We start from the raw sequence: 14,379 nt of genomic DNA on the forward strand, positions 1-14,379 counted from the left end.
CCGGAAGACGGGAGCGCCGCGGCGGCCGGTCGCCCGCCGGGGCTCCGTGCGCTCAGGCGGCTTCGTACGGGGTGAGGACCAGGCGCACGACGTCCTCCAGACGGCGGCGGGCGTCGTCGAGGGTGGTCCGGCCGGTCACCCAGGCGGTCAGCTCGCCCTGCCAGGCGTGGCCGACGATGTGCCGGACCACATCGCCCGCACCGGGCGGGACCTCGGCCATCACGGCGTTCAGCGCCGCTGCGTCGGCCCGGACCAGGCCCTGCAGGGCCTCGCTCGCGAAGGGGTCGGTGGAGGCCGCGACCGACACCCGCAGCCGGGCGAGCTGGGGCTGGCGCTGGTAGGCCCGCATGCCGTGCCGGACGAACCGGACCACCCGGTCGGTGCCGGTGAGCCCGGCGCGGGGACTGCGCAGGTCGGCCACCAGGTCGGCCAGCAGCAGCCGGTGCCAGTCGGCGATCGCGGCGGCGAGCAGGTGGTCCTTGGAGGAGAAGTACCGGTAGGCGGTGCCGAGCGCGACCCCTGAACGCTCGGAGACCTGCTTCATCTGCAGGCGCTCGACGCCGGTCTCGTTCACCAGCGCGAGGGCGGCCGAGAGCAGACTCCGGCGGCGTTCGAGCTGACGGGGCGACATCGCCTCGATCGGCCGTGGTGACAGGTCAACCTTGGTCACCCGCACCATGATACGGGGCGGCCACCCGGGAGCGAACGACGCCTGATCAGCGCACTACCGGCCGCGGAGGTGCGCCGGGGGGCGGTCCCTACGGCTGCACCGGGGGTGGCGCCAGCTCGCGGAGCAGGGTCTCCTGCACCGCGGAGGCGACCAGTTCGCCGTCCCGGTTGTAGAACTCGCCGAGGGTGAGCCCGCGTCCGTCCGAAGCGGACGGGCTGCGCTGTGCGAACAGCAGCCAGTCGTCCGCGCGGAACGGCCGGTGGAACCACATCGCGTGGTCCAGCGAGGCGAGCATGACCCTGGGCGGTCCGGAGCGGTGCAGCCGGTGCGGCTGGAGGTGCAGTGCCGCGGTCGGGGCGAGGGTCAGGTCGGAGAGATAGGTGAGCGCACAGACCTGGACCAGCGGATCGTCGGCCGGAAGCGGGGTGCCCGCCCGGAGCCAGACGAACTGCTGTGGCACGCCCGGGAGTTCAGCAGGAACGCCGGGGGCGTCGGCCGGGACGAAGCGCATGTCGAGCGCACGGAAGCCGCTGCTGCGGGCGTAGTCCTCGGGGTGCTCCGCCGCCCAGCGGGGCAGCGGGTCCGGCAGGTCCTCGGGCCCGGGCACCGGGGGCATGGTGCGCTGCCGGGCGCCGCCCTCCTCGGGGAGCTTGAAGGAGGCGGAGAGTGTGAAGATCGCCTCGTTGCACTGCAGCGCGGTCACCCGCCGGGTGGCGTACGAGAGTCCGTCGCGGACCCGGTCCACCTGGTACTCGATCGGGCGCTGCGGGTCGCCGGGGCGCAGGAAGTAGCCGTGGAGCGAGTGCACCGTGCGGGCCGGGGCCACCGTCAGCCCGGCGGCGGTGAGCGCCTGCGCCGCGACCTGGCCGCCGAAGGCGCGCATGGGCGCCCCGGCGTGGCAGCGGCCCCGGAACAGGTTCTTGTCCAGGGTCTCGATCCGCAGCAGCTCGATGAACGAGCCCACCGTGCCGTGGTCCGGATTCTGCTGTCTGATGGCGTCGGTCACCCGCACATGGTGGCAGAAGAGGGCCGGTCGGTGGTGTGACCTGGGTTACCGGAAGAACCCCGCGGCGGATGGAACGAGTTCCAGAAACGTGGGTCACGGGCCGGCGGGTTCCGGAAACGGCGAGTTCCGGAGAGCGGCGGGTTCCGGGCACCGGCGGGTCCGGAACCCGTCTCCACCGGCCCGCGGGCTTCGGCGCCCGGGGGCTCAGACCGTGACTTCGTCACCTTCGGCAGGCCGGCCGGTGACCGGGGCGGCGGGTTCGGGGACCAGCGGTTCGGCCCCTCTGGGCACCGCCGCGACCGCTCGCCACCAGAGCCGGAGTGCGGGTGTTTCGGCGGGTTCGAAGGGGTGCCCGGGGACGGGGACGGCGAGACGGGCACCGAGGGCGTGGGCCGCGGCGACCGTGCGCTCGGCGGGTTCCTCCCACGGGTGGGGAGCGAGGTTGAAGGTGCACCAGTGGATCGGGAGCATCAGCCGCCCGCCCAGGTCGAGGTGGGCCCGGACGCCCTCCTCGGGGGTCATGTGCACCTCGGGCCAGAAATCGCTGTAGGCGCCGATCTGCATCATCGTCGCGTCGAACGGACCGAGCCTGCGGCCGATCTCGGCGAAGCCGGGGAAGTAGCCGGTGTCCCCGCTGTGGAAGATCCGGTGCTCGGGTCCGGCCACCGCCCAGGAGGCCCACAGCAGGTGCGGACTGGTCTTCGGCCCGCGGCTGCAGTAGTGGCGGGCGGGGGCGGCGGTGAGGGTGAGCCCCGCGACCTCGGCCGACTCCCACCAGTCCAGTTCGACGATCCGGTCGGCGGGCACCCCCCAGTGCTCCAGGTGCGCCCCGACGCCGAGCGGCACGGCGAAGACCGCGGTGGAGCCGGTCAGGGCCCGTACGGTGTCCATGTCCAGGTGGTCGTAGTGGTCGTGCGAGATCACCACCACGTCCACCGCGGGGAGCTCGGTCAGCGAGAGCGGCACCGGGTGCAGCCGCCTGGGTCCGGTCCAGGCGAACGGGGAGCAGCGTTCTCCCCAGACCGGGTCGAACAGGACCCGGCGGCCGTCCAGCTCGGCCAGGACGGTGGCGTGGCCCAGCCAGGTCAGCCGGAGCCCGGAGGCGGGCGGCTCGGCCAGTTCGACCGGCCGCAGCCGGTGCAGGGGAACGGCGGCGGCCGGCACCCGGCGCGGGCGGTTGGCGGTCAGCTGGGAGTGGGTGAGCTCCAGCGGCGAGCGGTCGTAGACCAGCCGCCGGGTCGGTACGGGGTTCCGGAAGGCGCCGTCGGTGAAGTTCGGTGAGGCGAGGACGCGGGCCAGCCGGTCGCCGGCCGGCTCGGCGCCGAAGGCCTCGGCGCGGAGCCGGCGCCAGGCGGTGCGAGGCAGTGCGCGGAGTGGCAGGAGGCCGGGACCGGTGCCGGTGCCGAGCTGCGTGGTCAGAGTGGTGAACCGGGAGATCCAGGAGACGGAGCTGGGCACAGCACCTCCATGGGCGCACAACAACGCACGTTCGCAGTGACGCGAACGCACGGGAGAGGCCGTGCGGCAGGGGCCCGTGAACCCGCTGCCGTACGACAGGCATCTGACCGGACCTTACCGTTCCGGCGGCCGCCGAACCCGGTGAACGGGGTGGCCAGCACGCCGTTCGGCGGACCCGCACGGATCCCGCGGATGGGCCAACTGCCGCTGCCCGGTGGGCGCGAGCGCCTGCGGCGGTGGTGGCCGCCGCAGGCGTGAGCCGGTGCACTGTGGCGCGAGGGCGCGCAGGGGCCGGGAGCGTGCGCGGGGCGCGTGGGTTCGGACGGTGTACGCGGGCTCAGGGCGTCGGTGGCCAGGGCGCAGGCCGTCGGTCGCCACGTCGGTTGCCACGTCCGTTGCCAGGGCCCGGGCCGGCCGTCCGGGGCCGACCGCGGACCGGGCGGGGTGCTCCGGCTCAGGCGGCGTAGAAGCGGGTGATGGTCTCGGCCACGCAGTGCGGCTTGGGGCCGGTCTCGCTGCTGATGGTGAAGCGGACCACGGCCTGCACACCGCCGGGGACCTCGGCTGCCGAGAGCAGTTCGGCCGTCGCCCGCACCGCCGTGCCGACCGGCAGCGGGGCGGGGAAACGGACCTTCTCCGAGCCGTAGTTGAGGGCCATCCGGACGCCGTCGACGCTGTAGCACTCCTTCGCCAGCACCGGGATCAGCGAGAGCGTCAGGTAGCCGTGCGCGATGGTGCCACCGAAGGGGCTGTCCTTGGCGCGGTCCGGGTCGATGTGGATCCACTGGTGGTCGCCGGTCGCCTCCGCGAACAGGTTCACCCGGTCCTGGTCGATGATGTGCCACTCGCTGGTGCCGAGTTCGGTGCCGACGGCGGCGGAGAGGTCGGCGAGCGAGGCGAAGGTCGTCACAACGTGCTCCTGTGGGGTGCTGCTGGCGGGACTCCGATTCCGCAGAGTATGCCTACTCGGGAGTCACCTGTCAGGAGTCGCAGGCCCGGAGACCGGCGGCCACGGGCCCGTCGGACCCGGGCGGCGCCGGACGGTGGCACCCCGGACTCAGGAGATGCGGACGGGCCGGACGGCCGGGAGCAGGCGGTGGCCGCTGACCAGTTCCGGGGCGAGCCGCACGAGGCGCTGCTCCCGGGCGGGCACCGTCGGCCGGGGTGCGGGAAGCGGCGGGTGCCCGTGCGCGACGGCGTCGCGGACCGTTTCGGTGCGGCCGTGGACCAGGACTGACCAGCCGGTCCCGGTCACCGGGTCGAGCCGGTCGGCCTGGAAGGCGGCGACCGTGCCGTCCAGGGCCCGGGCCACCGCGGCCCCGGCGTCCAGGGCCAGGAGCAGCCGCCCGTCGGGCCCGACCTCGAAGGCCACCGGGCGAACGGCGGGCAGCGCGTGCTCGGTGTACACCACCCGCCCGATGGGCACGGTGCCGAGCAGGCGCAGGCACTCGGCCTCGCTCAGGGTCTCCACCCGGTTGTCACGGTCCATGGCAGTGATGGTGTCGCCCCGGCCACCGGGCCAATAGAGTCCATGGTCCCTGGGCTGTGGCGATTCCCGGCCGTGACCGGCGAGGCCGGTCGGTGCGGGCGGTGAGGCCGGTACGACGCCGGTACGCGGCCGCGGCGGTAGCTTGTCGGCGGTGTTCCGAGCTGGTTCAGTCCAAGGTGGGTCCGCGGTGTGGTCGCGGACAACTCGGCGGTGACGGGGCGGGACGACTGAGATCCGGCGGCCGGTCGGCCGAGTCGGAGCGGTGGGCGGCCGGCGCGCGGGCCGGCGGTACGGGGAGGGGTCGGTGCGAATGGGCGGCGGCATCGAACTGGTGGTGATCGGTGCGGACGGTGGGCCCGAGCGCGCCCACGGCGGCTCGGCGCGGGCGGCGGAGGGGGCCGGGCTGCTCGCCGACGCGCTGCCCGGAAGCTGCTTCGACGCCGGCACCCGGGGCTGCCGGGTGACCCTGCCGCCGCCGGACGCGGACGCCAACGCCATGCTCACCGCACTGCGGGCGGCGGCCCAGAGACCCTCGCGCTGGCTGGTGGTCTGCCTGATCGGCCAGCTGGTGGCCGATCCGCGCGGCCGGCGGCTGGCGCTGGTGGCCGGTGGCAGTACCTCCGACAACGCCTACCGCCGAGGGCTGGCCTGGGACTGGGTGGTCAGCACCATGGTCCACGGCGAGGCCGAGGGCACCCTGCTGCTGGTGGACGCGGTGGCCGACCGGGAGACGTGGGCGGCACTGGAGCACGGTGGGGAGGACGGCGCGGGCGAGCTGCTGGCGCACTCCCGGGTGCCGCTGTGGGGACGGGTCGGGCGGTTCACCGCCGGGCGGCGCGGCCGGGACGCCGTACTCCCGGGCGGGGAGGGCTCGTTCGCGTGGGCGCTGGCGCGGGTGCTGGAGAACGGCGTACCCGGCGCACCCGCCGCCCTCGGGCCCGCCGAGCTCCAGCCCGTGGTGGAGGCCGAGTTGGGCCGGGGGGCGGGTGGTGGTGCGGGTGCGGGGGGCGTTCGACTGCTCGTTCCAGGCCAGCACGGGCGCCTGCTGATGCGCAATCGGGCGGCCGTGCGAGGCGTATTGGCCGGATTGTCGCTTTCAGAGGAACTGTTGGCGGTTCTGTGGCGGGAAAGTGCCCCAACGGATCCGCCTTCCGCGTAAGGTCAGGGGGCCCGAGGTGTTGCCGCGAAGAGGCGGGTGGCGAAGAATCGATGCCCCGGGCAGCACTGCGGGACGGCGGATATCTTCTGGCGGCCATGGCAACGGACGGTGCCGGCCGCGATGAGGTGGGGCGATGCGGCAGCGCGGAAGAGTGTTGCGCCCTGGGGCGGTTGGAGTCGGCGGCGCGATCCTGCTGACGGTTCTCACCGCGTGCGGCGGTGACGGTTCGGCGGGTTCCACCGATCGGCTCGCCAGCCCCGGGGCCAGCGTCGCGGTCCCGGCGCCGGTAACCCCTTCGGGTGGTACGGCTCCGGAGTCGGCCGCCCCCACCGAAGGGCCGGAAGGCGCGGTCGGGCGAGTGGTTCTGAGGGCGTATCAGGCCTGGTGGGATGCCCAGACGGCGGCTTTCGCGCAATCCGGTTCCGATGGTTCGCAGTTACAGGCCTACTCGTCCGGACTCGCGCTGAGTGAGGCGGTCGCCAGTCTTCACCAACTGCACGAGGCCAGACTGGTGATGATCGGAAGTCCGCACAACTCGCCGGTGGTGAAGGCGATCGACCTCGAATCGAATCCGCAGACCGCATCGGTCGAGGACTGCCTCGATGTCGGCGACTGGCATCAGGCGGACGCCGCGACGAAGGCGTTGAAGGATCCGAAACAGCGGCTCTCGCGCTATGTCGCCACCGCTGGACTCCGTAAGACGGACGGACGTTGGATGATCGTCGACTTCAAACGAGAGGTGGACCGAACATGCTGAAGTCCGCTCGGCGATTGGTGATTCAGTTCGGTCTGCTGCTCGGAATGCTCACCGCCTCACTCTCCCCGGCGATCGCCGACGATCCGGGAGGTGGAGCCGGACCGTGCGCCGTACGCGACATCTGCGTCGTCATCACCGAGCCCGGCGGCGGGACTCCGAGCGGTGGCACCGGTGGCGGTGGCACCAGCGGTGGGAGTGGCGGCGGGGAGCAGCTGTGCAGCTGGAACGGGCAGCAGTGGCCGTGCTGGGACGACACGCTGGGCTGGTTCAGTTCCTCGGACGGGTGCTACTACCACCGGATGGACCCGCAGCCGCCCGCCGGTGACCCGCTCTGGACCGGGCACACCCCGTCCCAGGGGGCGATGTACGAGGTCAACTGCCGTGGTACGGACGGGAACCTGACGCCGAAGACGCCGATGTTCTTCGCGCAGCCGCCCGGTGGCGAGCCTCCGCCGGACCGGCCGTACGACCTGGGGCTGAAGGCGCTGAAGGAGATCCGGCTGGCAGCGCCCGAGCTGCATGCCGCGCCGACCGGCACCGCCGTGGTCGGGGTCCCGGTGTGGCTCTGGTACGACCGGAACGACGCCACCGTGGGTCCGCTGAGCGCGACGGCCAAGGGGCGGCAGATCAGTGTGACCGCCACCGTCACGCTGGACAGCGTCACCTGGGACACCGGCGACGGCTCGACCGAGACCTGCAGGTCGGCCGGTACCCCGTACCACGTGGACGCCGGGGGCTCGCCCTCGCCCGACTGCGGTCATGTGTACCGGACCGGCTCGGCCCGGCAGCAGGACGGCCGGTACTACCTGACCGCCACCCTGAACTGGAAGGTCAGGGCCGAGGTCAACGGCACCGGCGAGAAGGTGTTCGCGTTCGACTTCCCGGTCACCGCCGACCAGCCGCTCCCGCTGCGGGTCGGCGAGGTCCAGGTCCTCAACTGACAGTCCTCAACCGACAGTCCGCCACTGGCCCGGCCGCCCGACCGGCGGGCCGGCAACCAGCCGGCCGGTCGCCGAGCGCCGAACAGTCCCCGTACGAAAGGCCGTAGTCCGGTGGAGAACCGAACCTTCGCAGCGCCGAGTACCGGCACCGCCGCCCTCGCGCCCGAGCCGGCGCGCGCGGTGCCGCACACGCCGCCACGCACGCTGCGCGCCCGGCGCCGCAGGCCGGCCGTGCTGGCCATGTCGGTGGCGCTGATCGCGGCGGGCGGACTCGGCGGCGCGGTGCTCTACAACAGCACCGGCCAGCGGATCTCCGTACTGGCTCTGGCCCGTGACGTTCCGATGGGGCAGACGCTGACCGCCGACGACCTGGTGGTCGCGCGGATCGCCGGGGATCCCGCGCTGCGCCCACTGGACGCCAGGGACCGGCAGCGCGCCATAGGGCTGCACGCCACCACGGACCTGCACCGGGGCGCGCTGCTGCTCAACGCCGACGTCAACGCGGACCCGGTGCTGAATCCCGGTGACCAGGTCGTCGGTGTGGCCGCCAAGCGCACCCAACTGCCCGCCACCAGGCTGCAGACCGGCCTGAGGGTGCTGGTCGTCGCCACCGTGGACCAGTCCAACGGCCAGGCCGGGACCACCAGGACCCCGGACACCCTGCCCGCCACGGTGGTCACGGTCGGCCGGGTGGACTCGGACGGCGGCCAGGTGGTCGACGTCGCGGTGCCGCCGACCGACGGGCCCCGGCTGGCCGCCTGGGTGGCCAGCGGGAAGTTCCAGGTGATCCTGGCGCCGAGGGCGGACGCCGCTCACGCGCCGGAGCCGTCCGGCAGCTCCTCCGCCGGTCCGTCGGGCGCACCCTCGTCCGGCGGCCCCTCGGGTGCGCCCTCGGCCGGCGGCGCGGCAGCGAGCCCGGGCGGGGGTGGCAACTGATGGCCGTCGTCGCCGTGGTCGGCGGTCCCGGTGCGCCGGGCGCCACCACCAGCGCCCTGGCCCTGCTGCTGGCCTGGCCGTTGCAGCCCGGCCGCCGGATCATGCTGGTCGAGTGCGACCCGGACGGCGGCGCGGTGCTGGCCGGAGCGCTGGAGGGCCGGGTCGAGGCCGTGTACGGGCTGCGCAACCTGGCCGTCGCCGACCGGCGCGGCCTGCTCGCCCAGAGCCTGTGGGAGCAGCTGATCGACCTCTCCCCGGCCGGCGGCGGCGAACGGCTGCTGCTGCCGGGACTGACCGACCCCGCGCAGGCACCCGGCCTCGCCTACACCTGGGAACCGCTGGTGGAGACCCTGCACGCACTGGAGCCCCAGGGCTACGACGTCATCCTGGACCTCGGCCGCTCCGGCGCGGCCGGGGCCGGGGCGGTGCTCACCCGGCGGGCCGACGTGGTGGCCGTGGCGGTGCGGACCACGCTGCGCGGACTGAGCGCCGCCCGGCCCCGGCTGGCGGCGCTCCGCGAGGACCTGGACACCTCCGGCACCGGCGCGGACGCCCTCGGGCTGCTGCTGGTGGCCGAAGGCCCGTACCCGGCGGCCGAGATCTCGCGGCAGTTCGCGCTGCCCACGCTCGGCCTGCTGCCGTACGCGCCGAGGACCGCGCGGGTGCTCTCCGACGGCGGCGACACCGCCGACCGGCGGTTCATCCGCTCGGAGCTGATGCGTACCGCCAGGTCGGCGGCCGACCAGATCCAGCTGCTGATCCGGCGGCGGCGTCAGCGGCTCGCCCCGGCAGCGGCCCCGCCCGGCCCGCAGGAGGGGCGGTTCGAGCCGGCGCAGCCGCTCCCACCCGCGCAGCCGCTCCGGTACGGGCAGTCGTTCCCACCGGGGCAACCGGGCCGGCCCGGGCAGTCGTTCCCGCCCGGTCAGCAGGGTCAGCAGGGTCAGCAGGGTCAGCCGGGGCAGTACGGCGGGCAGTTCCCGCCGCCCGCGCAGCCGCCGATACCGGCCGAGGACCCGGCCTTCGAGGCGCGCCCGGCGGCATACCTCGGGCCCGTCCCGGCACCCGCCCCCGCGCCGTACGTACCGCACCCGCCCGCCCCCGAGCCGTTCCAGCCGCAGCCCCCGCAGCAACCGGCGTACGGGGAGGTGCTCCGTGCGCGGTAGCCCCCTGTACCAGAGCCCGGGCGGCGCGGTGGACCCGGCCGAGCTGCCCTGGACCACCACCGCCACCACCGCTCAGCCCGTGACGCCGCCCGTGACGGCGCCCCCGCCCGTGGTGCCGAGCGCCGCACCGGCCGGCCGGTTCACCCCGGGGCCGGTCCGGGGCACGGACGCGCCCGCGCTGGAGCCGGTCGCGGCACGGCCGGCGGTCGATCCGCAGGTCGCCCGCGAGCTCAAGCGCCAGGTCGCGGCCGAACTGCACCAGCAGCTCTCGCGGTTGGCCGGCGGCTCGGGCCTGGAGGCCGACCGGGCGACCCGCCGTCAGCGCGGGCGCGCGCTGATCGAGGAGGCGGTCGCCCGGTGGTCCGACGCGTACGCCCAGACCCACGGCATCCCGCCGACCAGGGAGCAGGACCGGGCGCTCGCCGAGGCCGTCTACGACCTGCTGTTCCGGGCCGGGCGGCTGCAGCCCTACCTGGACGACCCGGAGATCGAGAACATCCTGATCAACGGCTGTGACGATGTCTGGGTCTCCCGGGTGCACCAACCCCTGCGCCAGGTACCGCCGGTGGCCGACACCGACGAGGAACTCGTCGAGCTGCTGCAGGACCTGGCCCGCCAGCACGGCGGCGGTGAGCGCACCCTCTCCACCGCGAGCCCGACGCTCGCGCTGCGCCTGGAGGGCGGGATGCGCCTGCAGGCGATGACCGAGGTCACCCCCCGCCCGTACGTGGCGATCCGGCGTCACCGGGTGGCCTCCGCCACCCTCACCGACCTGGTCCGGCTCGGCACCCTGGACGCCACCCTGGCCGCCTTCCTGGCCTCGGCGATCCGGGCCAGGAAGAACGTGATGATCACCGGCACCCAGGGCGTGGGCAAGACCAGCCTGCTGCGGGCGATGGCCGCCGAGATCCCGCCGGACGAGCGGATCGGCACCCTGGAGTCGGAGTACGAACTCTGGCTGCACACCCTCGGCCACCTGCGCCAGGTGGTACCGATGGAGGCCCGCGAGGGCAACGGAGAACGCGTGGACGGCCGGCCGGCGGGCGAGTTGACGATCGGCGAACTGATCCCGGCCGCGCTGCGGATGACGCTGTCGCGGATCATCGTCGGTGAGGTCCGCTCCAGCGAGGTCGTCCCGATGCTGCGGGTGATGACCAACGGCGAGGGCGGCTCGATGTGCACCCTGCACGCGCGCGGCCCGCACATGGTGGTGGACCGGATCGCCGAACTCTGCCTGGAGTACGGCGCGCACATGACCGACAGCCTCGCCTACCGCCTCACCGCCAACGCCGTCGACCTCATCGTGCACGTCGCCATGGTCGACGAGACCGCCGTCGGCGGCCGCCGGCACCGCTTCGTCTCACACGTCCTGGAGGTCACCGGCCTCGGCGAGAACGGCCGTCCCGCGATGAACACCGTCTTCGGGCCGCGTCCCGAGCACGGCGAACCCAGGGCCGTTCCGCACACCCCGCCGAGCTGCGTCGACGACCTGCGCCGGACCGGCTTCGACGCCGCGCTGCTCCAGAACCCGTACGGGAGTTGGGGCGCCCCGCTGGCGCTGCGGATCGGCGGTCCGCGGTGATGCTGCTCTTCGTACTGTGCGGCCTGCTGGTCGCGGGCGGCGCCGTCGCCCTGGTGACCGGCCTGCTCGGCGGTGCGCCCAGGGAGACGGACCGCAATCCGATGGGCGGGCGGCTGCACACCCTCTGGTACGGCGCGCCGGGCAGCCCGAGCGCCCGGGTCGCCCGGCTGCGCCGGATCCAGAGTGCGCTCGCCCTGATCGCGGCGCCGACCGCCTGGCTGTTCACCGGAGTTCCGCTCACCGCCCTGCTGGTGCCGCTCGCCGTCTTCGGCCTGCCCTGGCTGTTCGACGCCACCCGCTCCGACACCCGCCGGATCGAGCGGCTGGAGGCGCTCTCGGAGTGGACCCAGCGGCTGGCCGACGTCCTGCTGCTCGGAGTCGGGCTCAACCAGGCGATCCTGACCAGCCGCCGCACCGCGCCGCCCGCCCTGGAGAGCGAGATCGCCGAGCTGGCGGCCCGGTTGCAGTCCCGCTGGCGTCCCGAGGACGCGCTGCGCGCCTTCGCCGACAGCCTTGCCGACGCCACCGCCGACAAGGTGCTGGCCGCGCTGCTGCTGCGCGCCGGGGACAGCGGCCCCGGACTGGCCCGGGCGCTGGCCGACCTGGCCGAGTCGGTGCGCGAGGAGGTCCGCCAGCGGCGTGCGATCGAGGCCGACCGGGCCAAGCACCGCACCACCATCCGCTGGCTGGTCACCATCATCGTGGGCGTGCTGGCGGTCGGCTCGTTCAACACCGACTACACCGCGCCGTACGAGACCTTCGTCGGCCAGCTGGTACTCGGGGTGGTCTCGGTCGTCTTCGTGCTGGTGATCGCCTGGATGCGCTCGCTCGCCCGGCACACCCCGCCGCCCCGGCTGCTGGAGGTGGACCGGCGCAGCAAGGCGGGCCGCCTGCCCGGAGCCGAACCCGAGGCGCCCGCCGACCCGTTGCTGAAGGAGGCGCGGTGATCTCGCCCTGGGCCGTCCTCGCCGGTGCCGCCGCGGCCGGCGGCATCGCCCTGCTCGCCGCCGAACTGCGGCCCGCCCCACCGGACCTGGGGCAGGCGCTGGACCGGCTGCACCGGGTGCCGGCCGAGCAGACGGCGCGCGGTACGGACGGGCTCTCCTGGTACGACCGGGTCGGTGAGCGCTCGCTCGGCCTGCCCGGCGCCCGGATCCCGCACCAGCAGCTGGCGCTGATCGGCCGGACCCCGGCCCGGTTCATGGCGCACAAGCTGCTGTTCGCGCTGATCGGCCTGCTGCTGCCCGGGTACTTCTCGGCGATGGCCCTGGTGCTCGGCATCGGCCTGCCGCCGGCCGTACCGCTGCTGCTCGGCCCGGTGCTGGCCCTGCTCGGCTGGCTGGTCCCGGACGCCATCGTGGCGGGCGAGGCCAAGGAGGCCAGGACCGAGTACCTGCACGGCCTGGTCGCCTACCTGGAACTCGTCGCGCTGGAGCGGGCCGCCGACTGCGGACCCGCCGAGGCACTGCGGCGGGCCGCCTCGGTCGGCCGGGGCACCGTGTTCCGCCGGATCCGGGACGCCCTGGAGCGCGCCAGCACCGACCGGCTGCCGCCCTGGGAGGGGCTGGACGCGCTCGCCGTCGAGCTCGGCCTGACCCCGATGCAGGACGTGGCCGACATCATGCGCATCTCGGGCACCGACGGCGCCGCCGTGTACGACACCCTGCGCGCCCGGGCGAAGAGCCTGCGCGGCGAGCTGCTGGCGGAGGAACTGGCCAGCGCCAACACCGACAGCGAACGGATGGTCGCGCCCGGCTCGGTGCTCACTCTGCTGATGACGGCGCTGATCGTCTTCCCGGCCCTCTACCAGATGCTCAACGTTGTCTAGCCGTCCGCCACTTCCTCAGGAGACCAGCGACCATGAACCGGATCCGCAATCTGCTCACAGCGCTGCTGCTGCCCCTGCTGCTGCCGGTGCAACTCGCCATGTCCGTCTTCGTCCACTACCGGATGGGCCGGGTCCGCGCCGCCCGCGCGGCCGGCGACCGGGGTGCGATCACCATCGAACTGGCCCTGGCCGTGGTCGGGTTGGTGGTGGTCGCGGGGATCATCGTGGGCGTGCTCTACAGCCTCGCCGGGAAGGTCAAGAGCAAGGTCAACGACACCCCGATCGATGTGCCGAACCCGACGTGAGCCGCTACTCCTTGCTCGCCTCCGGGCGCTCTGACCCGGTGCCGACACTCGTCCCTCCGGCGCGCCCTCGTTCCTCGGTCGCTTGGCGCTCCTCCCTTTCGACACCGGCGCGCTCTTTGGCTCGCAAGGGGGCCTTGCTCGCCTCCGAGCGCTCTGACCCGGTGCCGACGCTCTCCCCCAGCCAGGGGGTACCTCCCGGTCGGAGGCTGGGGGAGGCCTGGTCCGACCGGGGGGCGATGACGCTCAGCCTGGCCATCGTCTTCCCGGCGGTCCTGGCGATGGTGGTGCTGGTGGTGCAGGCCGCCCTGTGGTGGTACGCGAGCCAGGCGGCGCTGACCGCCGCGCGGGAGGGCGCCGACGCCGGGCGGATCACGGGGGGCACGCCGACGAAGGCCGTCCAGCGGGCGACGGACTTCCTCGACCGCCAGGGCGCGCTGGCCGAGCCGATGGCGGTGCTCCCGGGCGGGGACGCGCAGATGTTCAGCCTGCGCGTCTCCGTCCGGGCGCAGAGCCTGCTGCCCGGGATGACCGGGATGACCATCGTCCGTCAGGTGACCGCCCCGCGCGAGAAGTTCGTCCCGCAGGGCGGTCAGCCGTGAGGCGGGGGGCGGACCTCCGGGCCGACCGGGGGAGCGTCGCGGTGGAGGCCGCTCTCGTCGTCCCGGCACTGGTGCTCTTCGTGATGATCGCCGTGGTGGCCGGGCGTATTCAGACCACCGGCGGGGTAGTGGATGCGGCAGCGCGTTCCGGCGCCCGCGCGGCCTCGCTCGCCCGGAGTCCGGATGGCGCGCGGCAGGCGGCACAGGACGCGGCACGGGAGGTGTTCCGGGACCAGCGGGTGCCCTGCGGCGACGCCGAGACGGCCCCGGTCGAGTACGGCACGATCGACACTCCGACCGGCCCGCTCACCACCGTCAGCGTGACGGTGAGCTGCAAGGTCGCACTGGACTACCTGTCGGTCGGGGGAATGCCGGGCAGCCGGACCATGACCAGCCGGTTCACCTCGGTGATCGACCGGTACCGGGGCACCGGCTGACCGGGCTCCGGCAGGCGAGACCCGGGTCAACCACCCGGTGGGGGAGGGG

16 protein-coding genes are annotated in these 14,379 nt (G+C 74.1%); 11 read left to right on the forward strand and 5 right to left on the reverse strand.

Translation table 11 applies throughout. The annotated features are described in order from the left end of the window. Nucleotides 1–52: 52 nt before the first annotated feature. From ACSMTC_RS30570 to ACSMTC_RS30590, 5 genes are all read right to left on the reverse strand, one after another. Nucleotides 53–670 carry a TetR/AcrR family transcriptional regulator gene (locus ACSMTC_RS30570; RefSeq protein WP_436562962.1) on the reverse strand — a complete coding sequence of 206 codons (618 nt, stop codon included), beginning with the start codon at nucleotides 668–670 and terminating at the stop codon, nucleotides 53–55. An 88-nt stretch (nucleotides 671–758) separates the two neighbouring features. Continuing rightward, nucleotides 759–1,676 (reverse strand): acyl-CoA thioesterase, encoded by a 918-nt coding sequence (locus ACSMTC_RS30575; RefSeq protein ID WP_436562963.1) that lies wholly within the window; start codon nucleotides 1,674–1,676, stop codon nucleotides 759–761. Between the two features lie 204 nt (nucleotides 1,677–1,880). Then, entirely contained in the window at nucleotides 1,881–3,134 is a 1,254-nt protein-coding gene (locus ACSMTC_RS30580; protein ID WP_436562964.1) for an MBL fold metallo-hydrolase, read from the reverse strand. Between the two features lie 454 nt (nucleotides 3,135–3,588). Then, the gene (locus ACSMTC_RS30585) at nucleotides 3,589–4,044 is read right to left on the reverse strand and encodes a MaoC family dehydratase (protein ID WP_436562965.1); all 456 of its coding nucleotides are present in this window, start codon (nucleotides 4,042–4,044) and stop codon (nucleotides 3,589–3,591) included. 147 nt (nucleotides 4,045–4,191) lie between these two features. Then, nucleotides 4,192–4,623: a pyridoxamine 5'-phosphate oxidase family protein gene (locus tag ACSMTC_RS30590; RefSeq protein ID WP_436562966.1), complete on the reverse strand. Its 432-nt coding sequence runs from the start codon at nucleotides 4,621–4,623 to the stop codon at nucleotides 4,192–4,194. Between the two features lie 304 nt (nucleotides 4,624–4,927). Here ACSMTC_RS30590 and ACSMTC_RS30595 point away from each other — a divergent pair, with 304 nt between their 5' ends. The 11 genes from ACSMTC_RS30595 to ACSMTC_RS30645 all read left to right on the forward strand — a co-directional run bounded on the left by ACSMTC_RS30595 (nucleotide 4,928) and on the right by ACSMTC_RS30645 (nucleotide 14,330). Continuing rightward, a complete protein-coding gene (locus ACSMTC_RS30595) occupies nucleotides 4,928–5,782 on the forward strand; it encodes a hypothetical protein (protein WP_436562967.1) in 855 nt (284 codons plus the stop codon). Between the two features lie 133 nt (nucleotides 5,783–5,915). Continuing rightward, entirely contained in the window at nucleotides 5,916–6,539 is a 624-nt protein-coding gene (locus tag ACSMTC_RS30600; protein ID WP_436562968.1) for a hypothetical protein, read from the forward strand. Nucleotides 6,540–6,553: 14 nt separating this feature from the next. After that, complete coding sequence (locus tag ACSMTC_RS30605; protein ID WP_436562969.1) at nucleotides 6,554–7,480, forward strand: hypothetical protein; 927 nt, start codon at nucleotides 6,554–6,556, stop codon at nucleotides 7,478–7,480. Between the two features lie 111 nt (nucleotides 7,481–7,591). Then, complete coding sequence (locus ACSMTC_RS30610) at nucleotides 7,592–8,416, forward strand: SAF domain-containing protein (RefSeq protein ID WP_436562970.1); 825 nt, start codon at nucleotides 7,592–7,594, stop codon at nucleotides 8,414–8,416. Beyond that, nucleotides 8,416–9,579 carry a CpaE-like family protein gene (locus tag ACSMTC_RS30615; RefSeq protein ID WP_436562971.1) on the forward strand — a complete coding sequence of 388 codons (1,164 nt, stop codon included), beginning with the start codon at nucleotides 8,416–8,418 and terminating at the stop codon, nucleotides 9,577–9,579. Before ACSMTC_RS30610 ends, ACSMTC_RS30615 begins: the two co-directional genes overlap by 1 nt. Continuing rightward, on the forward strand, nucleotides 9,569–11,161 hold the full coding sequence (locus tag ACSMTC_RS30620; protein WP_436562972.1) for a TadA family conjugal transfer-associated ATPase: 1,593 nt from the start codon (nucleotides 9,569–9,571) through the stop codon (nucleotides 11,159–11,161). Before ACSMTC_RS30615 ends, ACSMTC_RS30620 begins: the two co-directional genes overlap by 11 nt. Beyond that, on the forward strand, nucleotides 11,161–12,108 hold the full coding sequence (locus tag ACSMTC_RS30625; RefSeq protein ID WP_436562973.1) for a type II secretion system F family protein: 948 nt from the start codon (nucleotides 11,161–11,163) through the stop codon (nucleotides 12,106–12,108). The genes ACSMTC_RS30620 and ACSMTC_RS30625 overlap by 1 nt, the downstream gene beginning before the upstream one ends. Continuing rightward, nucleotides 12,105–12,989, forward strand: a complete 885-nt coding sequence (locus tag ACSMTC_RS30630; protein ID WP_436562974.1) for a hypothetical protein — start codon at nucleotides 12,105–12,107, stop codon at nucleotides 12,987–12,989. The genes ACSMTC_RS30625 and ACSMTC_RS30630 overlap by 4 nt, the downstream gene beginning before the upstream one ends. Nucleotides 12,990–13,021: 32 nt before the next feature. Next, on the forward strand, nucleotides 13,022–13,294 hold the full coding sequence (locus ACSMTC_RS30635) for a hypothetical protein (protein ID WP_436562975.1): 273 nt from the start codon (nucleotides 13,022–13,024) through the stop codon (nucleotides 13,292–13,294). A 236-nt stretch (nucleotides 13,295–13,530) separates the two neighbouring features. Beyond that, on the forward strand, nucleotides 13,531–13,893 hold the full coding sequence (locus ACSMTC_RS30640) for a TadE/TadG family type IV pilus assembly protein (RefSeq protein ID WP_436562976.1): 363 nt from the start codon (nucleotides 13,531–13,533) through the stop codon (nucleotides 13,891–13,893). Between the two features lie 41 nt (nucleotides 13,894–13,934). Continuing rightward, the gene (locus ACSMTC_RS30645) at nucleotides 13,935–14,330 is read left to right on the forward strand and encodes a TadE/TadG family type IV pilus assembly protein (protein ID WP_436562977.1); all 396 of its coding nucleotides are present in this window, start codon (nucleotides 13,935–13,937) and stop codon (nucleotides 14,328–14,330) included. Nucleotides 14,331–14,379: the final 49 nt, after the last annotated feature.

It is taken from the genome of Kitasatospora sp. HPM-01-4, assembly GCF_051374625.1.
Classification (GTDB): Bacteria; Actinomycetota; Actinomycetes; order Streptomycetales; family Streptomycetaceae; genus Kitasatospora.